This window comes from Endozoicomonas gorgoniicola (assembly GCF_025562715.2).
GTDB lineage: Bacteria > Pseudomonadota > Gammaproteobacteria > Pseudomonadales > Endozoicomonadaceae > Endozoicomonas_A > Endozoicomonas_A gorgoniicola.
In genome coordinates, this window is sequence record NZ_JAPFCC010000001.1 from 5,207,528 (window position 1) to 5,233,078 (window position 25,551).

General features: G+C 48.4%; 22 protein-coding genes and 3 tRNA genes. 12 read left to right on the forward strand and 13 right to left on the reverse strand.

The window, feature by feature from the left end; genetic code table 11:
• The first annotated feature begins 112 nt into the window (after nucleotides 1-112).
• The 4 genes from NX722_RS23330 (at nucleotide 113) to NX722_RS23345 (ending at nucleotide 5,738) form a co-directional block, all read left to right on the forward strand.
• The gene (locus NX722_RS23330) at nucleotides 113-2,035 is read left to right on the forward strand and encodes a PrkA family serine protein kinase (protein WP_262565257.1); all 1,923 of its coding nucleotides are present in this window, start codon (nucleotides 113-115) and stop codon (nucleotides 2,033-2,035) included.
• Between the two features lie 79 nt (nucleotides 2,036-2,114).
• A complete protein-coding gene (locus NX722_RS23335; protein ID WP_262565258.1) occupies nucleotides 2,115-3,392 on the forward strand; it encodes a YeaH/YhbH family protein in 1,278 nt (425 codons plus the stop codon).
• The gene (locus tag NX722_RS23340) at nucleotides 3,389-4,948 is read left to right on the forward strand and encodes a SpoVR family protein (RefSeq protein WP_262565259.1); all 1,560 of its coding nucleotides are present in this window, start codon (nucleotides 3,389-3,391) and stop codon (nucleotides 4,946-4,948) included. Before NX722_RS23335 ends, NX722_RS23340 begins: the two co-directional genes overlap by 4 nt.
• A gap of 373 nt (nucleotides 4,949-5,321) precedes the next feature.
• Nucleotides 5,322-5,738: an H-NS family histone-like protein gene (locus tag NX722_RS23345; RefSeq protein ID WP_262565260.1), complete on the forward strand. Its 417-nt coding sequence runs from the start codon at nucleotides 5,322-5,324 to the stop codon at nucleotides 5,736-5,738.
• 79 nt (nucleotides 5,739-5,817) lie between these two features.
• Here NX722_RS23345 and phoR read toward each other — a convergent pair whose 3' ends face one another.
• The 5 genes from phoR to NX722_RS23370 form a co-directional block, all read right to left on the reverse strand.
• Nucleotides 5,818-7,134, reverse strand: coding sequence for a phosphate regulon sensor histidine kinase PhoR (phoR, locus tag NX722_RS23350; RefSeq protein WP_262565261.1), 1,317 nt, complete (start codon nucleotides 7,132-7,134; stop codon nucleotides 5,818-5,820).
• A gap of 33 nt (nucleotides 7,135-7,167) precedes the next feature.
• Nucleotides 7,168-7,857: a phosphate regulon transcriptional regulator PhoB gene (phoB, locus tag NX722_RS23355; RefSeq protein WP_262565262.1), complete on the reverse strand. Its 690-nt coding sequence runs from the start codon at nucleotides 7,855-7,857 to the stop codon at nucleotides 7,168-7,170.
• Between the two features lie 136 nt (nucleotides 7,858-7,993).
• Entirely contained in the window at nucleotides 7,994-8,902 is a 909-nt protein-coding gene (ubiA, locus tag NX722_RS23360; protein ID WP_262568714.1) for a 4-hydroxybenzoate octaprenyltransferase, read from the reverse strand.
• 66 nt (nucleotides 8,903-8,968) lie between these two features.
• Nucleotides 8,969-9,529, reverse strand: coding sequence for a chorismate--pyruvate lyase family protein (locus NX722_RS23365; RefSeq protein WP_262565263.1), 561 nt, complete (start codon nucleotides 9,527-9,529; stop codon nucleotides 8,969-8,971).
• Between the two features lie 131 nt (nucleotides 9,530-9,660).
• Entirely contained in the window at nucleotides 9,661-10,899 is a 1,239-nt protein-coding gene (locus tag NX722_RS23370) for an NCS2 family permease (RefSeq protein WP_262568715.1), read from the reverse strand.
• 300 nt (nucleotides 10,900-11,199) lie between these two features.
• On the opposite strand from NX722_RS23370, the gene NX722_RS23375 reads away from it, so the two are divergent.
• Nucleotides 11,200-11,367 (forward strand): rubredoxin, encoded by a 168-nt coding sequence (locus NX722_RS23375; protein WP_262565264.1) that lies wholly within the window; start codon nucleotides 11,200-11,202, stop codon nucleotides 11,365-11,367.
• Between the two features lie 133 nt (nucleotides 11,368-11,500).
• Nucleotides 11,501-11,776: an HU family DNA-binding protein gene (locus tag NX722_RS23380; protein WP_034877734.1), complete on the forward strand. Its 276-nt coding sequence runs from the start codon at nucleotides 11,501-11,503 to the stop codon at nucleotides 11,774-11,776.
• 71 nt (nucleotides 11,777-11,847) lie between these two features.
• On the opposite strand, the gene NX722_RS23385 is transcribed toward NX722_RS23380, so the two are convergent.
• The gene (locus NX722_RS23385) at nucleotides 11,848-12,894 is read right to left on the reverse strand and encodes a hypothetical protein (RefSeq protein ID WP_262565265.1); all 1,047 of its coding nucleotides are present in this window, start codon (nucleotides 12,892-12,894) and stop codon (nucleotides 11,848-11,850) included.
• A 166-nt stretch (nucleotides 12,895-13,060) separates the two neighbouring features.
• On the opposite strand from NX722_RS23385, the gene NX722_RS23390 reads away from it, so the two are divergent.
• The 3 genes from NX722_RS23390 to NX722_RS23400 all read left to right on the forward strand — a co-directional run bounded on the left by NX722_RS23390 (nucleotide 13,061) and on the right by NX722_RS23400 (nucleotide 13,744).
• Nucleotides 13,061-13,147, forward strand: a tRNA-Leu gene (locus NX722_RS23390).
• A 57-nt stretch (nucleotides 13,148-13,204) separates the two neighbouring features.
• Nucleotides 13,205-13,291 (forward strand) — tRNA-Leu (locus NX722_RS23395).
• 377 nt (nucleotides 13,292-13,668) lie between these two features.
• Nucleotides 13,669-13,744, forward strand: a tRNA-Thr gene (locus NX722_RS23400).
• A 147-nt stretch (nucleotides 13,745-13,891) separates the two neighbouring features.
• Here the strand turns inward: NX722_RS23400 and NX722_RS23405 are convergent.
• Complete coding sequence (locus NX722_RS23405) at nucleotides 13,892-14,122, reverse strand: hypothetical protein (protein ID WP_262565266.1); 231 nt, start codon at nucleotides 14,120-14,122, stop codon at nucleotides 13,892-13,894.
• Nucleotides 14,123-14,277: 155 nt separating this feature from the next.
• On the opposite strand from NX722_RS23405, the gene NX722_RS23410 reads away from it, so the two are divergent.
• Nucleotides 14,278-14,595, forward strand: coding sequence for a helix-turn-helix domain-containing protein (locus NX722_RS23410; protein ID WP_262565267.1), 318 nt, complete (start codon nucleotides 14,278-14,280; stop codon nucleotides 14,593-14,595).
• Here NX722_RS23410 and NX722_RS23415 read toward each other — a convergent pair.
• Nucleotides 14,592-15,128 (reverse strand): Rap1a/Tai family immunity protein, encoded by a 537-nt coding sequence (locus NX722_RS23415; RefSeq protein ID WP_262565268.1) that lies wholly within the window; start codon nucleotides 15,126-15,128, stop codon nucleotides 14,592-14,594. The genes NX722_RS23410 and NX722_RS23415 overlap by 4 nt on opposite strands.
• Before the next feature lie 285 nt (nucleotides 15,129-15,413).
• On the opposite strand from NX722_RS23415, the gene NX722_RS23420 reads away from it, so the two are divergent.
• Nucleotides 15,414-16,244, forward strand: a complete 831-nt coding sequence (locus tag NX722_RS23420) for a phage antirepressor N-terminal domain-containing protein (protein WP_262565269.1) — start codon at nucleotides 15,414-15,416, stop codon at nucleotides 16,242-16,244.
• Entirely contained in the window at nucleotides 16,241-16,447 is a 207-nt protein-coding gene (locus NX722_RS23425; RefSeq protein WP_262565270.1) for a hypothetical protein, read from the forward strand. The genes NX722_RS23420 and NX722_RS23425 overlap by 4 nt, the downstream gene beginning before the upstream one ends.
• Here NX722_RS23425 and NX722_RS23430 read toward each other — a convergent pair.
• The 5 genes from NX722_RS23430 to NX722_RS23450 are packed head-to-tail and all read right to left on the reverse strand — an operon-like array spanning nucleotide 16,444 to nucleotide 25,550.
• Entirely contained in the window at nucleotides 16,444-16,650 is a 207-nt protein-coding gene (locus NX722_RS23430; RefSeq protein WP_262565271.1) for a hypothetical protein, read from the reverse strand. The genes NX722_RS23425 and NX722_RS23430 overlap by 4 nt on opposite strands.
• Before the next feature lie 57 nt (nucleotides 16,651-16,707).
• A complete protein-coding gene (locus tag NX722_RS23435) occupies nucleotides 16,708-23,466 on the reverse strand; it encodes a JAB domain-containing protein (protein WP_262565272.1) in 6,759 nt (2,252 codons plus the stop codon).
• Entirely contained in the window at nucleotides 23,463-24,566 is a 1,104-nt protein-coding gene (locus tag NX722_RS23440; RefSeq protein WP_262565273.1) for a hypothetical protein, read from the reverse strand. Before NX722_RS23440 ends, NX722_RS23435 begins: the two co-directional genes overlap by 4 nt.
• On the reverse strand, nucleotides 24,566-25,126 hold the full coding sequence (locus tag NX722_RS23445) for a hypothetical protein (protein WP_262565274.1): 561 nt from the start codon (nucleotides 25,124-25,126) through the stop codon (nucleotides 24,566-24,568). The genes NX722_RS23440 and NX722_RS23445 overlap by 1 nt, the downstream gene beginning before the upstream one ends.
• Complete coding sequence (locus NX722_RS23450) at nucleotides 25,101-25,550, reverse strand: hypothetical protein (RefSeq protein WP_262565275.1); 450 nt, start codon at nucleotides 25,548-25,550, stop codon at nucleotides 25,101-25,103. Before NX722_RS23450 ends, NX722_RS23445 begins: the two co-directional genes overlap by 26 nt.
• Nucleotide 25,551 lies beyond the last annotated feature (1 nt).

Genomic DNA, 25,551 nt, shown 5'->3' on the forward strand with positions numbered 1-25,551 from the left:
TAAAAAGTGGTCTTTGTACTGATTCTGTCGATAACCCTGTTGTGAGAAGACTGTTTGCGCAGCCTCAGCATGGGAATCGACCCAACACATCAGACAGGGCAGGTGACGCGATATGGATATCTTTGACAGCTATCAACAGAGGTTTCAATCCCATCAACAGGAAGAGCTGACTGTTCAGGAATACTTGCAGTTATGCAGGGATGAGCCTTCCACTTACGCTAATGCTGCTGAACGCATGTTGCAGGCCATTGGCGAACCGGAAATGATCGACACTTCCAGAGATCCACGACAAAGCCGAATTTTTTCCAATAAACTGATCAAGTGTTATCCCGCCTTCAAAGAGTTCTATGGCATGGAAGAAGCCATTGAACAAATTGTGTCGTTTTTTAAACATGCGGCTCAGGGACTGGAAGAGAAGAAGCAGATACTTTATCTGCTGGGGCCGGTGGGTGGTGGTAAATCCTCTCTGGCTGAGAAGCTTAAAGCCCTGATGGAGAAAATTCCCTTTTACGCCATTAAGGGGTCCCCGGTGTTTGAATCCCCCCTGAACCTGTTTAATGCCGATGAAGACGGTGACATCCTGACCAGTGAATACGGTATTCCCGGTCGTTATCTTGGCGGCATCATGTCTCCCTGGGCTGTCAAACGACTCAATGAGTTTGGTGGAGACATTACCAAGTTTAAAGTGGTTAAACTCTATCCCAGTATCCTGAACCAGGTCGCCATTGCCAAAACCGAACCGGGTGATGAAAACAATCAGGATATTTCCAGTCTTGTGGGCAAGGTCGATATCCGCCAGCTGGAAGAGTACTCTCAGGATGATCCCGACGCATACAGCTTCTCTGGCGCATTGTGTAATGCCAACCAGGGCATCATGGAATTCGTGGAGATGTTCAAGGCGCCTATCAAGGTGCTGCACCCTCTGTTGACAGCTACTCAGGAAGGTAATTACAACAGTACCGAAGGCATGGGGGCTATTCCTTACAACGGTATTATTCTTGCCCACTCCAACGAGTCGGAATGGCAGAGTTTCCGCAACAATAAAACCAATGAAGCGTTTATTGACCGGGTGAATATCGTCAAGGTGCCTTACTGCACCAGAGTGACCGAAGAAATACAGATTTACGAAAAACTGCTGGAAAACAGTTCGCTGAAAGAGTCGCCCTGTGCGCCGGATACCCTGAAAATGCTGGCTCAGTTTTCGGTGTTGTCGCGGGTGAAAGAGCCGGAGAATTCCAATGTTTATTCCAAGATGCGAGTATACGACGGTGAAAGTCTGAAGGACACCGACCCGAACGCCAAACCATTACAGGAATACAAAGACGCTGCTGGCGTTGATGAAGGCATGGAAGGCCTGTCAACACGCTTTGCTTTCAAGATTCTCTCAAAAGTCTTCAACTTCGACCCCGGCGAAGTTGCTGCTAACCCGGTACATATGCTCTATGTTCTGGAACAGCAGATTGAGCAGCAGCAGTTCCCGAAAGAGATCCATGAACGTTATTTGCGCTATGTGAAAGAGTTCCTGGCACCGAAATACATTGATTTTCTGGGTAAGGAAATTCAGACCGCTTACCTGGAATCCTATTCTGAGTACGGTCAGAACATCTTTGACCGTTACATTACCTACGCTGACTTCTGGATTCAGGATCAGGAGTACAGGGACCCGGAAACAGGTGACATTCTCGATCGCGCCACCATCAATGAAGAGCTGGAGAAAATTGAGAAAGCCGCCAGCATTGCCAACCCTAAAGACTTCCGTAACGAAGTCGTTAATTTCGTATTAAGGGCTCGGGCAAACAACAACGGCAAGAATCCGGCATGGTCGAGCTATGAAAAAATGCGTTCAGTGATTGAGAAGAAAATGTTCTCTAACACTGAAGACCTCCTTCCAGTGATTTCTTTCAACGCCAAGAGCAGCAATGACGACCAGCGCAAACACAATGAGTTTGTGAAACGTATGGTTAACAGGGGCTATACCGAGAAACAGGTAAGACTGCTGGCTGAATGGTACATACGCGTAAGAAAGTCTCAGTAGCTGTGAGGTCATGAGGCGGGGTAGCTGGAAAGGAAGGAAAGCTGCCCCGTTGTACGACTAACAAACAGGGAGCGTGTGGATGAGTATAATCATTGACCGTCGTCTGAACGGAAAAAACAAAAGTACGGTTAACCGTCAGCGCTTTCTTGATCGTTATCGCAAACACATCAAGAAAGCGGTTTCTGAAGCGGTCAATAAACGCTCCATTACAGATGTTGAGTCTGGCAGTGAAGTCACTATTCCTACCAAGGATTTATCCGAACCCCATTTCCAGCACGGTCAGGGCGGTCGTTATAAACAGGTGCATCCTGGCAATAAAGATTTTGTTGAGGGTGATCGTATCAAGCGTCCCAATGGTGGAGCAGGGCGTGGCAGCGGTTCTGGCAAGGCTGGCAATTCAGGTGATGGAATGGATGAGTTTACCTTCCAGATTAATCATGAAGAGTTTCTCTCTCACATGTTTGACGATCTGGAACTGCCCAACCTGGTTCGTAAGCAGCTTCATGACGCCACAGAGTATGAAACCAAAAATGCAGGCTTCACCAATGAAGGTTCACCGGATCGCTTAAATATTGTTCGTTCGCTACGCTCTGCCCACGCTCGGCGAATTGCTCTGGGTGGTTCCAGCCGAAAAGAAATTCGAGCCCTTAAAAAAGAACTCAGGGAAATGGAAGTCAGCCCTGACGCGACTGACCTGGAACGGGCTATTGAGTTGCGGGAAGAGATCAAGCGGCTGAACGGTAAGCTGAAAAAGCTACCGTTTATTGATGATTTCGATCTCAAGTACAACAATCGTATCCGGGTACCACGTCCCAGCAATAAAGCGGTGATGTTCTGTGTTATGGACGTGTCGGGTTCCATGACACAGGAAATCAAGGATATGGCTAAACGCTTTTTTATCCTGCTGTACCTGTTCCTGCAACGCAATTACAAACAAATTGAAGTGGTCTTTATTCGTCACCATACCGCAGCAAAAGAGGTCGACGAAGATGACTTTTTCTATTCAAGGGAAACCGGTGGCACCATTGTATCCAGCGCCCTGGAAATGAACCGGGATATTATCGACAAGCGTTACAGTCCGTCTGACTGGAACATCTATATTGCCCAGGCTTCCGATGGTGATAACTGGGAAGGCGACTCCAGCGTCTGCTCAAAAATTCTTACCGAATCCATTATGCAAAAGGTGCAGTATTTCTCTTACGTGGAGATTACGGATCGCGCGCATCAGAACCTGTGGCGGGAATACGAATCAGTGGCGGAGCAGTTCCCGGATCATTTTGCCATGCAGCAGATTAAAACGCCTGAAGATATTTTCCCGGTCTTCCGGAGACTGTTTGAGAAGAAGGAAAACGCATGAGCGATGATACAGCCCTGAGCAATGATAAAGCCGTTAAGGATGAAAAGGAGAAACAGTTCATCTCCACTGGTCCTGACTGGACTTTTGAACTGATTGAGGAATACGACCGGGAACTGGCACGTATCGCCGATAAGTTCCGGCTGGACACTTATCCTAACCAGATTGAAATCATCAGCTCTGAACAGATGATGGATGCCTATTCATCCACGGGCATGCCATTGATGTACAACCACTGGAGCTTTGGCAAACAGTTCCTGCATACCCAGCAAAATTATCAGCGCGGGCGTATGGGGCTGGCTTATGAGATTGTGATCAATTCCAATCCTTGTATCGCCTACCTGATGGAAGAAAACACTGTGACCATGCAGGCGCTGGTGCTGGCTCATGCCTGTTACGGACACAACTCCTTCTTCAAGGGTAACTACCTGTTTCAGACCTGGACCGATGCTGAATCCATCATCGATTACCTGATGTTCGCCAAGTCTTACATTGCGCAGTGTGAAGAGAAGTATGGAGTGGAAAAGGTCGAAGAAATTCTTGATGCCTGTCATGCCCTGATGAATCAGGGGGTCAATCGTTATAAGCGACCCCGCCCGCTGTCTGCAGAACAGGAAAAAGCCCGTCAGGAAGAACGTGCTGAATACATTCAGCGAACCCTGAACGACATCTGGAGTACGATTCCCAAGGCAGAAGAGAAAGAGGAAAAGAAAAAAGTCCGCTTTCCCAAAGATCCGGAAGAAAATGTACTGTATTTTCTGGAAAAACACGCACCACTGCTGGAAACCTGGCAGCGTGAACTGGTGCGTATTGTCCGGAAAATTGCCCAGTATTATTACCCACAACGGCAGACTCAGGTGATGAACGAAGGCTGGGCCACCTTCTGGCATTACAATCTGATGAATGAACTGCACAACGAAGGCAAAGTGACGGACGGCTTTATTATGGAGTTTCTGCACTCGCACTCTAATGTTATTTACCAGCCTTCGTTTGACAGCCCGCATTACAGTGGTATCAACCCTTATACTCTTGGCTTCAGCATGTTTCAGGATATTCGCCGAATCTGCGAAGACCCGACGGATGAAGACAGAGAGTGGTTTCCGGATATTGCTGGTAGCGACTGGCTCGAAACCGTGCATTTCGCCATGAAAAACTTCAAGGATGAAAGCTTTATCCTGCAATTCCTTTCCCCAAAAGTCATGCGGGATTTAAAGCTGTTTTCAGTGCTGGACGATGACAGTAAGTCCTATCTTGAGGTGGATGCCATTCATAACGGATCGGGCTATAAAGAGGTCAGGGAAGCGCTGGCAGCCCAGTACAATCTGGGCAATCGGGAACCTAATATTCAGGTGTACAGCGTCGACACCCGGGGCGACAGGACATTAACACTGAAGCACTATGAACATCAGGGGCGGCCGCTGGATAAAACCACACCTGAGTTGTTAAAGCACATTCACCGGTTGTGGCAATTTGATGTCACCATGGAAACCTGTCAGGGTGATAAAGTGATTCAGTCTTATCACTGTCCGGAAAAAAGCGCATCGTCAAAAGATAAGTAAATCAAAGTATTGAATCTTTATTGCTGACAAAGCAGAGTCGTCGACTTCACAGGCGCTCTGCTGGATTATAAAGGTTAATGAAATCTTACATCGATTGATTCCCGTCAATTTTTGAATACCATTTACAGGAAAAGAACAATTTGCAGACAATCTCAATTCAGGGAATAAATAAAATATTGATAACCCCCGTTTTAAGTCAGCAAGGTTATATTGTATTCATTTAATTAGATGTTTTTATATTTTTATTTCGTAAATTAGACTTGAATACTTCCATCAATTAAAACCTTGCTGTATAAATAAGGACACTTAGATTAATACCCAAGTCCGTACAAACATAATTCGGATATTAAGTCAGATGAGGGAGTCATTTTAAATGAACGTTTTTGAAGAAATTCAACATCGCCTGAGCAGCAAAACCCGTATTCGTTCCCTGTTCAAAGATGTTCATGCTGAAGATCTTGAGCGCATCATTTCTCGCATGAACGACGTTCTTGCTGAAAAGCTGGAAGCTCGCGATAAAGAAGACGAAAAGCGCCAGGCCAAAATGGAAAGCATCGAAGCGATCAAACAAATTATGAATGATCGTGGCGTATCTCTGGATGATCTGGGTGCTCTGGAAGTGGAACTACCTAAAAAGCGTCGTAATATTCAGAAGTACACTTTTGAATATCAGACTGAAGCAGGCGATACCATTCAGTGGCAAGGCGCAACCACTGGCCGTCTGCCTCGAGACTTCCAGGCTTACCTGGATCGCACTGGCAAAAAACGTCTGGATTGCGTTGCTGAATAATTCTTTCAGCCGCTACTGACAGCAAAAAGGGAGCCTCTGCTCCCTTTTTTATGTTGATACTATTGACCGTTTTGGTCACTCATTCATCGGCTAAAATCATCAGCCGTTTCTTGGGGAAATGACAGACAAACTTGCTGCCCTTGCCCGGATGACTGCTGATACTGATCCGCCCGCCGTGACGCAGCATAATGTGTTTTACAATGGCCAGCCCCAGGCCGGTTCCGCCGGTTGCATGACTACGACTCTTATCGACCCGGTAAAAACGCTCGGTTAATCGGGGAATATGGATAGGATCAATACCAATACCGTTATCTTCCACCATTAAATGGCCACGATCTTCATCCTGCCACCAGCGTACATGAATCTTGCCACCTGCCGGGGTATAGCGAACCGCATTGAACACCAGGTTCGAGAACGCACTGCGCAGCTCGTGGGCGCACCCCCCCAGCTCGGCATCTTCCGGGCATTCCAGATAAATCTTATGCTGACTTTCCCCACTTAATGCCTTGCCATCTTCAACAATGGCGTGCAGCATCGGTCGCAGGCTGACAGCGCTGTTCTCATCAATTTCAGCGGCTTCCAGTTTGGACAGCGTTAACAGATCCTGCACCAACCCCTGCATACGCAGTGACTGTTCCTGCATACGGTTCATGGCCTTGCTCCATATTGGTGGAAGATCATGATCGTGTACACCGTCAATCAACGTTTCCAGATAGCCTGAGATCACCGTTAGTGGCGTTCTGAGTTCATGGGAAACGTTTGCCACAAAGTCCTTACGCATGATTTCCAGCTGCATAAGGCGAGTGACATCGCGGACAATGATCATGCGGTTGCCACGACCATACACAGTAACATTGACTTCAATCTGGTACTCATCATTGAGTGGTGAGGGAATCAACAGTGGTTTTTGATAACGCCCCTGCTCAAAATAATCCACAAAACGTGGATCACGCAGCAAATTCGTGATGGGTTGTCCCTTGTCGTCGGGCGTCTTGAAGCCTAACAACTCTTCCGCAGCAAGGTTCCACCATTCAAGGTTGTTATGGCGGTCCACCATAATGACTGCATCTTTTAATGCGGTAGTGGAAGACTGGATTCGGTCTATAACCGTAGAAAGGCGACGGCGGGCGCGTCCATGGTGTTTCTGAAGGCGATAGATTCCGTCGAATATCTCACCCCATAAGCCTTTGCTTTCAGGCGGTTCTTCGTTGCGGTCTTTGGCTGCATGGAGCCAGTCCAGCAACCGGAACAGTTCTTTAACACTCCAGAGGCAATAAGTCATCAGTACGATGGAGAGCCCAAGAAAGGCATTGCCCAGAAGCCAGCCAAGGCAGAAGCCGACACCGGAAAGTAACAGCATTCGGCTCAGGACGTAAGATTTGGTAATACTGGTCATTCCGGCTCTATTTTCGAATTTTAATAAACTGTCTTAAACCTTTACCGAGAATCGGTAACCCGTACCGCGAACCGTCTGAACAAAGCCTTCATAGTCTGACCCCAGCGCCTTGCGCAGCCGACGAATATGTACGTCGACGGTTCGTTCTTCCACGTACACATTGCCTCCCCAGACCTGGTCCAGCAACTGCCCGCGCGTGTAAGCCCGTTCCTGGTGCGTCAGAAAGAACTGCAATAAACGGTATTCCGTGGGACCCATTTCTGCCGGGTTGCCGTTGATGCTGACGCGATGGCTTACAGGGTCAAGCTCAAGGCCTTTAATAATAATCGGGCTCTGGGCGTCCTGCCCACCGGCACGGCGCAGTACCGCTTTCAGGCGTGCTGCCAGCTCCCGTGGCGAGAAGGGTTTGACGATGTAATCGTCTGCACCCGTTTCCAGCCCCTGAATCTTATGGTCTTCCTCGCCTTTTGCGGTCAGCATGACAATGGGTATCTCAGAAGTCAGCTCATTGCGTTTTAAACGACGCGCAAATTCAATGCCGGAGATATCGGGCAACATCCAGTCCAGCAAAATAAGGTCTGGCTTGTGATCGATAACCTGAGCGTGTGCCTGTTTGGCGTCAGCCGCCTCCAGACAGTTATAACCCGCCATTTCCAGAGCGACTGAGACCATCTCCCTGATGGGTTCTTCGTCGTCGACGATGAGAATTGTTCTTCCTGACATGCCTGTTCACCTTTCCTGTCTCATCTGTTACAGAACCTGGCAGCCTGTTTTGCCAGATAAAATCCCATTTGCGCCATTACACAGTTCAAATGTTACAAACAGATGACACCTCTATCTTATGGAAACTAAAAAAGGCTTAAACATAACCAAAAGCAATGCCCAAGAAAATGACGGCTCCTACCCAATGGTTACTAAGAAACGCTTTAAAGCAGTCCATTCTTTCCCGATTTCGCGTCCGTAGCTGCTGATGAACAAACATCCCTGCTGCAACTACCAGAGAACAATAAAAACTCAGGCCAAGACCTGCCTGAATACCGACCATTACTAATGTACCAAGAGCCAGGCATTGAAGGATGCCGATAATGATGTTGTCCAGATCACCAAACAAAATAGCGGTCGACTTAATACCAATTTTCACATCATCATCACGATCCACCATGGCGTACTGAGTATCGTAACCTACTGTCCAGAACACGTTGCCAAGAAACAATAACCAACCAATCTGGCTTATCGTTCCACTTTCCGCTGCGTAGGCCATGGGGATAGCCCAGCCAAAAGCGGCTCCCAGAACCACCTGGGGCAAATGAGTAAAACGTTTGGCAAATGGATAAACAGCCGCAAGTGCAAGCCCACCCAGAGAGAGCATGATCGTCAAAAGGTTCGTAAGAAGAACCAAAACAAAAGACAGGGCGACCAGGAGCGAGAAAAAGAGCAGAGCCTCTTTTTCATTGATTTTTCCCGTTACCAGAGGGCGGTTGCAGGTTCTTTTTACACTGCCGTCATAGTGGCGGTCAGCATAATCGTTGATGACACAGCCGGCACTGCGCATCAGAACCACTCCGGCAATAAAAATTAACAGGTTTTTCAGGCTTGGCAGACCTTCTGCTGCCATCCACAATGCCCAAAGGGTGGGCCATAACAAGAGGTAGATGCCAATAGGGCGATCCAGCCGACACAGCTGGACAAAATCCTTTATGCGGGGGTAGCGGGCAGAAAAAGATTGAAGGTTGGAAAAGTCCCCCGCCAGTTTTTTAAGGTACGTCATGATGATTGTCATTTTTGCAACTGGCTTGGGTTTCAGTCTAACAGGTTAGACTTTCTATAAGTACTCTTACATAAGCTCTGGATTATATTCCGGTAAAAAAACTTCACAAACCGAAATGGCTTTACCATTCAGGTAAAACTGTGAGCGCCTTCCCCAGGCACTTTCTTCATAGTAGGGTCGATCTAAATGCAGGTTAAACTGGCAGGCAGGCAGTTCATCGATCTCAATCTGCCCCCGTTTAAGTGATGGCTGATTAAACAGAAACTCTCCCAGCGGGCGTTCTCCCAGCTCCAGTAATTCCCGGTTTACCCCGGTCAGGCTGCTGGCAGGCAGTACACTTCTGGCAAACACAGCGGGGCGATCATCGACAATGAGTAACACTTCCCGAATGCTTGCCATTTCATGATGGCACCCAAGAAATTCCAGCTCTGAACGGGAAGGAATGCCCCATTCATGCCTCAGCACTTTGACCCGGAACTGTCTGGTACACATAGACTTCAGACGCTGAGTCAGAGATCCGGAATCAAGCAGCCAACTTCTGTAGGGTTCCGGAATATTCCTCATACACTCATCGGTCAGCACGGGTTTGGGCTGCCAGGTCTGGTGAGCAAAATCTATAAACGGCATTGGTTGTATTCAACTGATCTGCTGACTATCCAGAACACAATAGCACTTTGAGACAGGGTTCTGTAGGAGGATTCTTTAGCAGAGCAAGGTGTGCAGGACGCACACCTTTTGCAGGAGGGAAACTGAAGTATTCAGATACCAAAAAATACAAACTTCAGTGCAAACAGCGCAGCCAGAACCCAGACACTAATGCTCACATCAGAAGTCCGGCCAGCCAGCATCTTGATGACCGGGTAAGCAATAAAACCAAGGGCAATGCCGTTAGCGATAGAGAAGCTCAGGGGCATCATAATAGTGGTGATCAATACCGGCCCGGCTTCGGTCAGGTCATCCCAGTCAATGCGGGTCAGATTGCCTACCATCAGAACCGCGACATAAACCAGTGCGCCCGCTGTTGCATAGGCAGGCACCATTCCAGCCAGAGGCGACAGGAACATACACAGCAGGAACAATACACCCACAGTGACAGCCGTCAAACCAGTACGGCCACCAACTGCAACGCCGGAGGCGCTTTCAACGTAAGTGGTAACTGTTGGCGTACCCATAATGGCACCCATCCAGGACGCTGCCCCATCGGTCATGAGTGCGCGATTCATGTTGGTCATCTTGCCATTTTCGTCGGCCAGACCTGCCTTGTCTCCCACAGCAATCAAAGTGCCGGTGGTGTCGAACAGGTTTACAAACATGAAGGCAACAATGACACCAATCATCTGAGGCGACAGAGCACCCATAATATCCAGCTTGCCAACAATGGGGGCAACGCTGGGTGGTGTAGCCACAATGCCGGTAAAGGACACGTCACCAGCGATCAGGGCAATCAGGGAGACAATACCAATAGCAATCAATACCGATGCTTTAATTCCACGGAAAGACAGACCCAGAATCAGGAACAGGCTCAGGCTCGCCATCAGCGGGCCAAACTGAGTGATATCCCCCAGGGTAACAATGGTTCCGGGGCTGGCCACCACGACTCCGGCACTTTTAAGGCCAATCAGCGCCAGAAACAGGCCGATACCACTGGTGATACCCACCCGAAGTCCGGCAGGAATGCTGTCGATGATCCATTCACGGACTTTAAACAGGCTTAACAGCATAAAGCCAATACCGCCCCAGAACACAGCACCCATGGCCTGTTCCCAGCTGTATCCCATGCCCTGAACAACGGCATAGGCAAAGAAAGCATTCAGTCCCATGCCCGGAGCCAGGCCAACCGGCCAGTTTGCGTAGACACCAATAAAGATGCTGCTGAGACCTGCGACCAGGCAGGTTGCGGCAAACAGTGCACCGGAATCCATACCGGCATCTGACAAAATAGCCGGAATAACAAAGATCACATAACACATGGTGATGAAGGTGGTTGCACCGGCCATCAGCTCCGTTTTAACGGTGGTATTGTGTGCGCTCAGTTTGAAAATGCGTTCGAGAAACGAAGGTTTCAGCCCTGCGGAGGTGCCGAGAACCTCCTGTGTCGTGTTATTCACACCTGACTCCTCAATAGTTCAAGTGTTTATTATCCAACAATGGTACCAATATTCATATTAGGGAAAAGCACATTCAATTTAGTTGAATGTGAAGTGTTTGTCTGAAATTGAATGGCAGGCCCATTGACTGGATTTACACCCTGACTAAAGCTATAAAAACTAAAACCATCGAGAGAGAGGGGGAGGAGTATGAAAAAGTGGCAATGTATTGTCTGTGGGCTGATTTACGACGAAGCAGAAGGCTGGCCAGAAGACGGCATAAAGCCTGGTACCCGCTGGGAAGATGTGCCGGAAGACTGGCTCTGTCCTGACTGTGGGGCTGAAAAGTCAGATTTTGAAATGCTGGAAATTGCCTGAATTCAGTTGAAAGCCCGACTATCAAGGCATTCAGGCGCATTCAGCTATTGCCCTTATGGCATCAGTGAATTAGTCTGTTTGTTGTTGCCTCACCAATGGGACACAAAAAAACAACAAGGGAGTCCATGACACCATGCGCAAACCAGATCTCGTTAATGCCATTGCCGATCAGGCAGACCTTACCAAAGACGAAGCCGGTAAGGCCCTGAACGCACTCATTGACGTTATTACCAAAGCACTCAAAGAAGAAGATACTGTGAGCCTTGTGGGCTTTGGTACTTTTCTGCAACGCAGTCGTGCAGCCAGGACCGGCAAGAACCCTCAAACCGGTGAAGCTATCCAGATCGCAGCCAGTAATACCGTTGCTTTCAAGCCGGGAAAAGCATTGAAAGATGCGGTAAACGATTAAGCATTACATTCCTGTTTTTATACAATAAAAGAGCTCGTTTGCAGTAGCATTCGAGCTCTTGTTGTAATGGGTCATCTCTGTTTTTTAAGCCAGATTTTTTCTGCAAAATGGCTGAGCGCCCAGAAACTCAATCCCAGCAAAACAAAAAACAAAGCTTGATGTATCACGTCCCAGACGTATTCAAAAAACATTGTATAAATAAGAAGGATGAAAAAGCTGATGCCCACACGCTGGTAAATATCATCATCCCACTTTGCCCCAACCCAAACGGCGACACCACTGGAAATGGCTAATGGCAAGTTCCACTGCCACAGTTCGAACTGAGACACGGCTTTCCAGTTTGCTGCGCTATCGTAATTACCAAAAACAGCCAGCCCCCATAGACCGGAAAAGAGACATAGCAGCCCCGTTGTTTTTGTCATTGGAAAAAAAAGGCGGGTCCTGGGGCTGTGCGGCATTAAATAGCTACTACATAAATAGCTACTACATAAAACCAAGGCAGAAAAAAGGCTGAACCAGATGAAGATGTTCATCCCATAAAGGTGAAAAGCATACTCTGTCTGATAGCCGATTTCTTCAACAAACCACCAGAAAAGCGTTCCCAGAGCAAACAGCCATAACGTTCTGGAAGAAAGCACTAAACCGGCAACGGCGTATATAAAGCAGGCAGACAGCAATAATACTGAATAATGTCCACTGCCCGTATCCAGGGCTTTCCCCAGAAACCAGTCAGACGCAGCAATTAACAGTACGCCAAGAAAATAGAGAGACTCCCGGGTATAAAGCCGGTTGGGTGCTTTCTTTCCAAACCGATACCCCAAAGACAAAACCAGAGCTGCCGCGACAGCAAAGCCCGCAGACTTTACCATTGCAGAAGCATCAAACAGTTTTAACAGAAGTTCAATCAGTCGATCATCCATCATCACCGCAACAATGGCTAAAACACCACAGACTACGGTGCAATAAAAGGCATAGCGTGCCAGAAGTTGCCAGCCTGTTTTCTTCACCGTAACGGATTGCTGCAGACGTGCAGACTGCTCGCTGGTCAACAGCTCCTTATCTACCCAAAAATTCAGGAGCTGGTTCAGAACCTGCCTATCTTTCCTGTTTAACTGCATTCTGGCCTCCCCGGGTAATCACTTGAGTATCAAGTACTTATGAAAGCACTTTTTCTATGCATGCGTAAAATCCGCAATCATTTTTTAAGCCGTAAAGTGTTGACACTTTCGGCGATCATCCCTACTATTCGCACCACTTGCTGAGCACGATAACGCAGCTCACGAGGCCCAGGTGGCGGAATTGGTAGACGCGCTAGCTTCAGGTGCTAGTGTCCGAAAGGGCGTGGAAGTTCGAGTCTTCTTCTGGGCACCACTCATTTTAAGAGTGGTTCTTATACAGAACATCAAGAGTTCTTAAAAAACTTGATTTGCCCAGGTGGCGGAATTGGTAGACGCGCTAGCTTCAGGTGCTAGTGTCCGAAAGGGCGTGGAAGTTCGAGTCTTCTCCTGGGCACCAAATTCCTCAAAAAAGCCGAATCACTCTTCAGATAAAGAGCGATTCGGCTTTTTTGCATTTATTTTCCAAACATCTTTCCTTAATCACTTCTTTCTTTGTTCATAGCTCGTCGACTTATTCATCCATGGTCGATTTCCCACAAAGACAATAGATTTTTCCTTCTGTTCGAATTTTCCTATTCCTGCATAATAGAACCATCAGTCAGGCAGGATGCCCAAGAGCCAGGAAGGCTTAAACTGAATCAGGAAGCAGTCTGGCAGGAAGCCACTAAACAAGGAATGTGACAAAAACAGACCCTAAGAGTCTGTTTTTGTTTATAAAACCATAAAGCGTGTTGACAAAAACAAGCTCCGAACATAATATACGCATCGTTCCTTGCCGGTATAGCTCAGTTGGTAGAGCAACTGACTTGTAATCAGTGGGTCCCGAGTTCGACTCTTGGTGCCGGCACCAAACAACGCTATAGAAATCAAGGGCTTGCCATTGGCAAGCCCTTTTTCTTATCACCTCCAAAAGTTCAGCGCGGCACGTCTGCGACATGAACAAAATCTATTAGAATTAAATACATAATAGTTTTTCTCTATCACTGTTGATTTCATATCAACTCCTGTCTGCTTGTAACGACACTACTTTGATTCTTGGTGTAGGCTCAGGCTCTGAGGGTTCAGGGTTATCTGTATCGTCTACGCACCCCAACAGATCGGTGTAAGCGTCAGAGAGAATATCTCCGCAGGCTTCCACTTCATCTGGCTGCAGTTCTGCATTGGTGCGTTTAAGGATTTTGGTAATAACTGAAATGCGGGCAAGGGCTGAGCGCAAGTCTTCATCCATAACTACTCAATCTATTGACTTGCGTAAGTCAAAAACTCTATTGGAACTGATTTACCAATCATCGTGAAAGGGCAGAGTTTACCACTGGTTACGGAATGGCCTAATAAGTGAACTAGCACAAGACCATCAGGTAAAAGGACTTATAGACTGAACAAATGTCGAACAAAAAGCCGTCACAAGTAACCTTTGGTCATCGTCTGGCTGTGGCGATTCGACGTTCAAGGTACTCAAAAAAAACTGTAGCTGATCACCTGGGCGTGAGCCCCAGTATTGTCAGCCAGTGGTGTGATGACCTTAAAAAACCGGATTTCAATAACCTTTGCAGGTTGATCCTGTTTCTGGATGTGAAGGCGGACTGGCTGCTATTTGATTCGGAAAGGGAAACTGTGGACAGTCGTTTAATGCTGGCTTCGCAATCCATGAGCCCGACTTCTCGCCGGGCACTGGTGAGTTTTTTGGAAACTCTTCGTTAGTTATTATCTAAAAATACTTCTGCGCTTTTTGGTTCGCCATTCAATTCTCGTAACCTTTTCATCTCTAATATGTTGGGGAGGTAAGGGTTGTTCGTTTTTCTTGTGAATTGAGGAGGTGCTTCTTTTGTGCCAACCTCTATCATAGTACAGATAAAAGCATCTTCATCTCCCCAAGCGTCAACAGCAATAGCCGTTATATGTTCGTGTAATAAATTTGGATTAGCTTCGAGATGCTTAGTCAGTATCCGTGCAAACTGCGTGATTGTTGCTTGCTCTGGTGGGCAGAAATGTACAGACTGTGGGTCTTTTAATTGAGTATATTGATTCATTCCTACAGTTGCGATGATAAATGTTTTACAGGTGTTCGCTTTATAGAGCGCAAGCATATCTGTATCAGGATCTTGTTCTTCATAAACTTTTATTAGGGCTTTGCAATTAGATAGAATTTCACCTCCGGTGTATCCGCTCGCTTGAACAGTTGAATACTGTATAAGGAGTAGCAGTATACTTCCCCAAAAAAATATTCTTGACATACCACTCCCCATTAATCTTAAAATATACGTAGGTGCTCAAAAACACCTAAAGGACGGAACTCCAACCCCGACAGCGTTGGTATTTTTATGCCTGAATTTCAGGTGTAAAAATCTGGCTCAGATATTTTATGCACGTCGCTTGACGTACGTCTAGATGTTGAGCCGGGAGTGCGGTGAATAAAATACCCGAAAGGGGAATAAACCCGGCCTTTCCTTTAGGGCTTTTGAGCTCCCGGCGCCCAAACTCAAAAATGGGCGAACTCAAAAAATATAAAGGAATCCCATATGTACCCTATCGAAACAGTACCCTTCCACGGGGACTCTCTGATTACCCTTTCTGTAAACGATCAACGGTATGTTGCTCTCAAACCTATAGTACTTGCTCTTGGTATGAGCTGGGGTAGCCAGCGTAATAAATTATCATCCGAAAGGTGTATCGATAACGATACACCTTCAAGGTATTCTATTATCAGTACACCTTGCCAAACCTCAAGTGGAATACAGGAAATGCTCTGTATCCCTCTCCGCAAGCTGAACGGCTGGCTCTTCTCTATTAACCCTAACAAGGTACGGAAAGATTTAAGGGCAAAGGTCATTTGCTACCAGGATGAGTGTTTCGAGGTGTTGTACCGCTACTGGAATCGCCCTAAAAATACCTTTCCTGAAAATGAAATCTCTCCTTTTGACAAACTGAACCCAAAAACTATGGCGGAACTGCGCCGGGTAAATCCCCGGCTGGTTCAGGCTTATCTGGTTGATCAGGGTGTAACACCTCAACTGGTAGAAAAGTTGCTTTCAGGTCGAAACTTGACGCCGGAGCTTGCAGGGAGGTGCATTATGCCTCTGGGTAAATTACGGGAGAGGGCTATAGACAAGGTTCGGGAGCACGATCCTGATTGTGTTTTCCTCTATGTCGATCAGTTCGAATCCATTATTCGGGGATACGATAAGCTTGCGACCTTGCGCCACCTGCGCGATACCGGCCTGCTGTTCTGCGACAGTGATCGCCTGACTCGGAAAATGAATCAGCTTTCAGCCAACCGTCACTGTAAGGGGGTTAGAAAAAATGTCTATATCCTGTCCAAGGCGATTTTTTCTGAGGAGGTGCAGTCATGAGCCTTTTAAAAAAACATCTGGAAGAAAGCGCTATTAACTCCGCAATCATTGCCATGGTCGCCCTTAAAAGCCTGTCTATTAAAAGTATGCCAAAGCTGTTGTCGCTGGATGAGGCAATGAAAATGAAGGTTCAGTGTGAACGGGTTTTAGCTGAATTGAACCGGGCACTGGAACAACGCCCGGATGATCTGGAACAGAACTAATCAATTTCCTTTTCTTTCTCGTGGAGGCAGGCTTCAGCCTCCACATCCACTAACGCCAGCTGAACTTCAGACAAAATCTTTGCAACGGCCTTCGCCTCATTCGCCCGTAGCCCCCCCTGACATTCACACAATGCTTTGGACAGTAACCCAAGGCTGCCAATTGCTTGTTTTTTGGTAAACATATTCTCGACAACTTCTTTCATAGCTCCTCCCTTGCGACTGGAACACTGTACACTTGTACAGTATGTTAATTCAAGTACTTACCGTAGTCGCTGTTCTGCCTCATTGAGTTTGGTCATTTTTTCACTGATCTCTGCTGTTCTCTTTTCATGATGCTCTCCCGCCCGCTGATACTGCTCCGTTGTTATCCTCCCTTCTGAATGCTTCAGGCTGGCGCTCCTATAATCCTTATTAACCTGCTGTTGACGTTTTACCAGATCACTGATCTCAAACTGATAAAACTGCTCGGTTCGTACAGGTCGCAACTTGATTCCCACAGAGGCTAAAGCTGAGTCACGGGTAAGGATTGGGTTATCCATGCCATCAACACCAGTAAACTGACCACCACCCAGAGCGCTAGCCGTCACATTGGCAATGTCCACAATGGTTGCGGCTATGCTGTTTGGTTCCTCTCCCCGGGCTTTAGCCTCAGCAACATTATTTGCCAGCCCTTCGATAATTTTTTGTTGGTGATAACTACCCGGTGTCAGAATGTTGGAGGGTCCCCAGCTTTGATACATATAGTTGGTATACGCGCTCACTTTCTCTTGCACGGACGCTTCAGGAGAAACGATTTCCCGACCTTTCCAGTTTTCATTCCAGGCGATGTCGTACAATACATGAAGTGGGTTTGAGCCTAACCAGTCACTTCCCCAGGCTGCAAGAGCAGGAGGGACTGATCCGGCGCGGTTACTCGCTTCACCCAAAAAGGGGTTCCCCAAAGCATGAGCATTAGCCAGCGACAGTTTGTAACCTTCCAGGAAAGGAATAGAAATTGAGTTATTCGCGCCAAACATCGTCCGTCCTTTCATCCAGTTCGGATACAGTGCGTTTTCATCTTCTACTCTCTGCCAGTACTCTCCGGGCTGAAGATCATCATTAACCGACATTCCCGCGAAATTAATTCCTTCATACGCAGCCGCGAGCATAAACAACCTTTCCGGCCTTTCAATGGCGTTGCGAATCATCGCTGGTACAGCTAACCAGGTATAACTGATAAATGGGCTACCAATAGGGAGGTCTCTGGCAATCTTCACCGCTTTAGGAAGGTCGTTATAGTCAAAGAAAAAACGATTAGCGTCTTGTACTGCCGCCAGTGGAGCCTTCCCCTTATTCCGCTCGCTCATATAAACCGCCAGCTTAAAGAACTCATCCTCCAGTCGGTAAAGGTTCTGTGCAGATCTGGCCATTGCGTGAACGGGTTTTCTGAAAAACTGTGAAGCAGGAGCGGCGACAGCTTTACCCAGTTCAAGACCAGAACCCAATCGGGTATCAGCGCCTTTCACTGCGTTCCTGGTTTTGATAAACCACTCCTTAAATCTCATAACCTGGTCAGTGGTTTCAATGGCGTCAGGAATCTCTGGCTGATTTCTCAGTTTTTCCGCCAGATCATCCAGAACACTGTTAGTTCCCCCTTCGGCGTTCTTCACAATGCTGGAGCCCCAGTCAGAACCAAACAGGCCAGCATCACGGGCTTCTTTCCATATCTCGCTGTTCTCCCCCTGATTCAGCTCTTTCAGCGCATTAGCCAGATACTTTGCCTCATAACCCGACAGATAATACATTTCAGTATTACTGAAAGTGTTATTGAAATGCGTCACCGGGTTATAGACTGTCTTCCAGAGCTTCCAGCGATTCACCGCGCCACGGTAAACCTGAACAGGAAGGCTATTGCCAAAAGGCGCTCGGCCATGATGACGAAGTGCAGCCCATATATCAGGTCGCACATATTGACCGGAAAGCGCACCATACTTTTTCAGTGGGGAGTTTTTATTGACCTTGCTATCAGGAACATGAACCCACTCTTTACCGTCAACAACTTTCGGAGAGCTGCTCACCCAGTCACTGTTTCTGGCAGCGCGATCAAACATAGTCGCCATACTCAGGTCATGAGCCACTTCCGCCTGACCGCGAACAAAACGATAACCTGCGTCTTCTATCTCGCCCCATGAAGTACGCTCTTCTTTTGTCCAGTCACGCCAGAACAGACCTTTATCCTTAACCTGTCCGCGCATATGCCAACTGCGTCCGGTATCCGTTAACCCGTTCTGGCGAACAGGCTGTTTCTTCATTTTCCGGAACCAGTCTTTATTTCCATCCAGTTGAGTTGCCGTCTTTGGTTCTTCAATACCGGGTACTTTCGGTACTTCATCAGAAGTGAAAATAAAGCTTCGGGTCTTGCCATCCTGAACGCCCAGATACTCCCTGAACTTAATGGCCTCGATGCTGTCACGTTGCTCCTTCAATTCACCCAGTTTCCCACGGGTTTCAGGGTTAATCAGGTCACCCAGCTTTTTCTCAAGTTTGTTGATCTGCTCAGTCAGATCAGCATGCTCTTTTAATAACTGACGACCACGGGTAGACATAAATTCCTGACTGAACGTATCATCGGTTCCCCGTCGTGCACTCCAGGAGCCGGACAGGGACTGTTTCTTCGGACTGGTCTTCAGAGGGTTCTTTAACAGCTTCAGATGTTTGGCGTAATAGCGGTGCAGGTAGCCACCAGTTTCCAGTTCTGCCGGTAACATGCCCAGCTTCTTCATCCGGTCAGAAGTGAAGGTGATAAACTCATCCAGCTCATGAGCCTGCTTGTGAATTAGGTTGTAATCTTTGATGATGCCCCGGTTTTCAATCAGGTCAGCCATTATTGCCCGTTCTGAAGGTGTAAAGCTCTCCATCAGAACCTTACCCACCTGTTCCGTCTGGCGATCAATCACCTGCTTCATCAGCTGCTGCTTTTTCTTTAGGTCACGAACTTCAGCGTTACCACGGCCAATCAGTGGCAGTTCATCCAGAGCCTTACCCAGCTTTTCAAAATAACGTCCGGTGATGCTATCTACACCAATCACTTTCGCTTTACGCAGTCCCCAGCTGGCAGCGCCGCCCATCGCAGCACCTTCCATCACATCTTGCCACCAGGTACCCGAAAAGGTTTCCTGATCGGAACTCACGCCACCGTAAACACCACCGGCTGCGGCTGAGAAGCCACCTTCCAGCCCCAGTTCTTTTCCCACTTCCCGAAAGGCGACACCCACAGGGTTTGCATAGAACGTACTCTGGCTGGGAATATCCTGACGGGTACCCAAAGCTTTTCCCTGTCCATCCACGACATCAACCAGGCGAACATTCGCCTGCTGACTGAAACCGTTTAAATTACCGGCGATCTGGGAAACTTCGGAGTTTTGGGCACTGTCCACCCGTGCACCAATATAAGAGGCATTGGTCTGGTCAATGGCTGAAAGCAGTTGACGGGAACCACCACTCTCACCAGTGCGCAGGCTGCGCATTTCATCTTTAGACAAAGATAAAAAGCCAACGGGCCGAGCTTGGTTATCCAGAAGAACCACACCCTCTTTCTGTTGATCATTAGTGGTGAAGTACCGCTCCAGATCGTCACCACTCAATACCGGAGGCTGATCGGTACTTTTTCCTGTCAGTTTTCGTTCGGTCAGATCCAGAGATTCACGACGGCCATAAGCTGGTATAGGTGCTTCTATCTCGCCATCAATATCCAGCTGATCCGCTGCCATTTCATTTCCAAACTCACCCTGTCGGTTAGTTGGGTGGTAATAGCTGTACTTGTTAGAGGGGCCGATCACTACTGAGCCCTGGGCTTCAATGCCGGTCCCGTCCAGAAGGTCATGAAGCTGAGCGGTCAGGTCTCTGTCCATAGGGCTCTGAGATACATTGCCGGAAGGGTGGTTATGAGCGAACCATGCCTTCTTTGCGCCCGGTGTATTACTGATCAGTCCAGCCACTGCGCCCGGGTTCACCATCGTATTATCACGATCACCCGTGAACATTTTGGCGACTCGTAACACTTCACCATTGTCGTCCGTCACAACGGTGATAAACGACTCCTGAGCGTCTTTCCTGAACGGTGCGGTAATATGAGCCATATCACTGGGTTCGCTGATCACTTTTTTACCGGTCGGGAGTCTGCTGGTTTTCACATGACGGACAGAGCGCCCCATCACTTCCAGACCATCACCTGAGTCACCGGTTTTCAGGTAGACTCTGGCTTCTCCGTCACTGACGGGAGTGGATTCAGCGACAGCGGCTCTTCGTCCAGCTCCAACTTGTTCGCCTGCTCCACGGCCTGCTTTATCATCTGTTCGTAAAGACGCGCCTTCTTCCTTTCGGAAGGGTTGAGACGGGTTATTTTTTGTGGGAATGGTTTGCGCTGCTTCGCCATGACGCCCTCTCAAGGTTCGATTGGTTGAATCAATAAAGTCCGATTTGCTGACCGTGGACGCTCCAAACAGATCATCACCGCCCTTGATGACATGATTTTCTAACTGGAGCCCCAGCTCTTTCAGGGCTTCACCCATACGACGGGGAGAGCGCATATTGTTATCCAGGAAACGAGCTAACTGACCAGTGACTTCTTCGGTTTCTTGCAGCAGGGATTTCTGATCAAGAATTTCGCTCACGGCCTGACGATCACGGCGAGACGTGCGAATTATATCCACAGCGTCCATGAGGTTCGTAACAATGTTCACGTCACTGCCACCCAGTGCCTGATCCATGGAACGGGCTCGGGCAAAAGCAGGGCTGGCGGTATTTAGTGCGTTCAGCAGGTTCCTGACATCAGGGTCGGCTTCTTCTGCGAACAGGGTAATCAACCGGTCATCATCGTAGGCTTTAGAAAACACAGCGGCCTGAACCCGCTTCACCATATCGGCGTTGGGTCTGCCCTGACTGTCAATCATGGAGCCTGCTTCCATCTCGCCTACACGATCCACAAAGGCTCTCAGGAACGCATGATTTTCAGTGTTAGACATACCGCCATCACTGTCCGGCGCATACATCAGAATATCTTCATCCTGAAGTAACTCCGCGTCCATTCGTGCCTGCTCCGTAGGGCTGAGCCGGGCTATATCACTCTGGTTGGCTTCCCGGGTAAACTGAGCCCGTTGAAGCTCATTCATCGGTGTCTTGCGAACACGAACCAGAACAGGCTGTTTCATACCGGCTATCTGTTGCTGATCCATACCATAAAAGCCAGCGTTTCCTTCAAGCCAGTTTCGATACTCTGCCCCTTTCTCACCCTGGTAGGCATACCGTAATGCGGATACACGGCCATTACCGGATTCAACCACACCATCGGGCCCCACAATAGGAGCCCCGTCGGACGCTTTGGGAGAGGCTGACAACCATTCAGGCCGTAGGGTTGCAGCCAGCTTTCTCAACTGCGCTTCACTGGCTCCCCGGCCCCTGTCCCTTGGTTGCAGGGCTGAAGGATAATCCGGATTCTCAATACCGTTTTCCTGATGAGAAGTGATCAGGTCTTCAGCTTCAACCACACGATACTCAATATCGACCGGTGTTCCCCGAATGGTGGTCACTCGGCTCATGGGGCTTGCTGGGGTAGCGGAGCTTACAGATCCGGAAGCCTGAACGCCGGAAAGTGGGTCTGTTACAGGAACTTTGGATCCGGATTCTGGGGAATCAACTGTCTCAGCCGTTTGCGCACTGACTTGCTCAGTGGATAAGGTTTCAGACTCTTCTGTGTTTTTTGGCTGGCTTGGTTCATCGAATATTTCCTTTTTTGGTTTTACAAACGCGCCTTCATCGGTCTGGATCACTTCAACCAGATCACTGATAAAATCTTCCGGATCGTCATAACCTGCTTTTCTCGCCTGATTTCGGATCTGCTTGTCTTTAGCCAGTTTCGGTGCCGCTTTCAGCCATTGGCTCATTTTCACCAGACCTTCACCGGCTTTTACTGCGGACGCATCAAACACTGCTCCCGCGCCCACTTCGATCAATGCGTTCTGAAGACGAGCCTGAACGTTTTCACCCGGGCTCATGCTTTCAGCACCTTCCGGACGACGCAGAAAACCTAACGGGCCACCGACTGCCGCACCTTCCACAACGGCACCAGTAGCGCCTGCGCCAACAGGAGTCAGGCCACGAGCCACCCTTAATGCTCTCAGCCCGGCTACACCTGCGCCAAAGGGTAAGAGTGTTCCAACGGCTTCACCCAGAAAGTTCTGTAAAGGGTGATTAGTGGCTTCCTCGTTTCGGATCAGTTGCTCAGCTCGCTCAAGGGCTGCTACCTGAAGATCGTCACTGTTTAGCCTGTCTTCGTCAGGTGCGTTTGCGTAGCCAAACGTCAAATCGTTATAAAAGCCCCGGCGGAAAACATCCTGTTTACGGTCTTCGTCGGTGGTCAGTTGATTAGAGATATGACGCTGCTTATTGAGTTCCTCGCCGGTTAATTGGGCCAGTTGTAAAATGCTTTGTGCTTCCGGGGTTAACCCAGAGCCAAGTTGTTTAACCAGCGTCCGGCCTTCATAACCGGGGTAATAACCCTGCTCCAGATCATTCACAATCTGGCTGAACTCACTTTCTCTCAGGTATTGCAAACCCAGTTCATAATCACTCTGAATGGTAGCCAGATCACGAACAGATAATTCAGGACGAACCGGTTCAGCCAGAGTGTGGGAAGCCATAACGGGCAGAGCCTGTTCTGCCTGATAATCGGCCAGTGCCAGCTCATAGTCAGCCATGGCCGCCTGATGTTGCTCTTCTTCTGTCATCAGGTCGTTATAGCGAGTGTCGTAGGGTGACAGTTGTGGCTGTGCAGGGGGTTCAGGTTGAATGCCTTCAGTGGGTGAACGACTGCCTTCAAGTTCCGCCAGGAGGGAGGGGTCAGAAACATAATTCCGCCCTGTTGCCGGAGTGCTTTCACCATTGAGTTGGGCCAGAAGGGCGGGGTCATTAATATACTGTTTTTGGTTGCTGTCGCCGTTAAGTTCGTCCAGAAGTGCCGGATCGGAAATATACTCTTTCACTTCCTGTACCACCCGTTCTTGTCCCGATAATAAGTTACGCCGTTGACGGTTCTGGTTTCCAGAGGTTCTTCTGTGGAGTCTTCGCTTTGAACGCCTTGATGTTGTGAAGCAGAACCCCCCTGATTTATCTTGTCCACCATGGAAGGAATGGACTCATCAGGTCGGGCGATAGTGAACAGTTCAGTAGCGAACTGTTTTACTTTTTCGGGGTTAGAGCCAAAGCCGGTTGAAGGTGAAGTGCTGGCCTGCTTAATAAATTCTTCCCAGAGTTGGCTGGATGTTTTGCGGCGGGTACTGGTAAGAATTTGAAGAGCCTCGCCACCGCTATAGCCATAGTCTTTCATCAGTTCAATGTTCTTCTCCAGGGAAGTCGCACTCTCGCTAGCGGCGATTCGGAGAGGTTGTCCGTTGTTATCCTGAGCAGGGGTATAATCAATTCCACCGTTTAGATTAGGAGTAGCGTTATAGTAAGTCGCGTTACCATCAGCACCTTCCACCTTAACCCTTTCAGGTTTGAACAGAGATTTGTTATTGGCTGCGTCTACCTTCATCAAACCGGGGACGTTTCCATTAGTCAGGAAGTCTGCCAGTACCTGATTACGCATTTCTTCCTGCTTGCCTTTTGCCAGAGCCTCCAGACCTTCACCTTTGAGCTTGTCGGTAAAATGAAGAATGGCTTCTGTCGAATCACGGCCAAAGCGGTTATAGGTCAGGCCACCACTGTGACGAACTGGAGAAATATCCAACCCGTTAGCCAGATTGCCTTGTGCATAAGCATTGTCACCAAGGCCATTCTTGGCTATTCGGAAAGAATCTCGTTTATCTTGTGCCAGATCACCCAGCATCATCTCTTTTTTGTTGAGTCCTGCCAGTGCCATTTGCTGAGCCAGCTTTAATTCATCGCCGCTGTTCCAGGTCTGTGGTCGAAGTGGTATCTGTGGATTTTTGGCCTGACGACGCTGGGCGTCCAGTGCCAAAACATTATCCAGAGCGTCATTAAGCTGCTGCTGTTTTAATTCCTGCTGAAGTTCTAAAAGAGGCCGTTGAGTTCGTGCCTTAATGTCCCCGGCCCAGTCAGCTATGTCCTGAAAGAGAGGCATTATATTTTAACACCTCCACTAAAGTTCCAACTGCTACCGGATCCGCTGCTCTGACTGCTGCTCTTCTGCCCTTTGCCGCCAAAGAAAATAGAGGCTATTGCTGCAAGATCTTCACGGGGGATCAGACTGTTCTGCAGGGCAGCCTGGTACTGCCGCATCCGATCCTGACTGACCAGTGCCGACATACTGGCTTCCACTTCCTTGTTGATTCCATCCAGAGACTTGCTGGCAGATTCATTCGCCACCTGCTGGCCTCTCATGCGTTGGGCTACAGTCAGGGATGAGTCGTTCTTAATAGTGTCCATCTGATTATTAAGAAGCTCTTTTGTTGCCTGCCTTCGGGTCTCCCCTGCGCCGCCAATAGCTGACAGTTCCTCCTTAGTCAGAGGGTTGTAATTAACCGCAGCGGTGCCATTAGTTGCCCAGTCATTCAGGCGGCCTCCGCTGTTTTTGTTGATCATCTCGAAATACTTTTGAACCTCATCAGGGGATAGAGGGCTGCTTTCCGATGAACTCTGGCTTTTGCTTTTACTCTTACCGCCGCCCAGGCTGATTCCCATGGTGCTTTCCCTCCCGCGAATACCACCGAACACGGCCGCGCCGGTTTATCAGGTGTGCATTGAATGATTGAGCCTCCGGGTTGCGCGCTTCTGCCAGAATGCGGAGCCGTCGATAGGTGTTCCTGGGCGCGTCCGGAGATGTAATACAGTGGGTGTAATAAATATGGTTACCAGGCCAGAGAATGAACTCTGAACGAATACATTGAATCAGACCGTCTTCCTTAATGACTTCAAGGCTTTTGTCGTCCAACGCCATCCAGCCAAGCCAACCATAAAGCTCGTTATCTGATCCGGTCAGGATGACCCATTGACCAGTATTCCAGTTATGACGAATGAGGGCGTCCAGAGTCAAATGATCAAACCCGGCGTAACTGGAGCTAGGTTTGTTAATCATCAGCTCGACCAGTTCAGACACCCTGTCCATA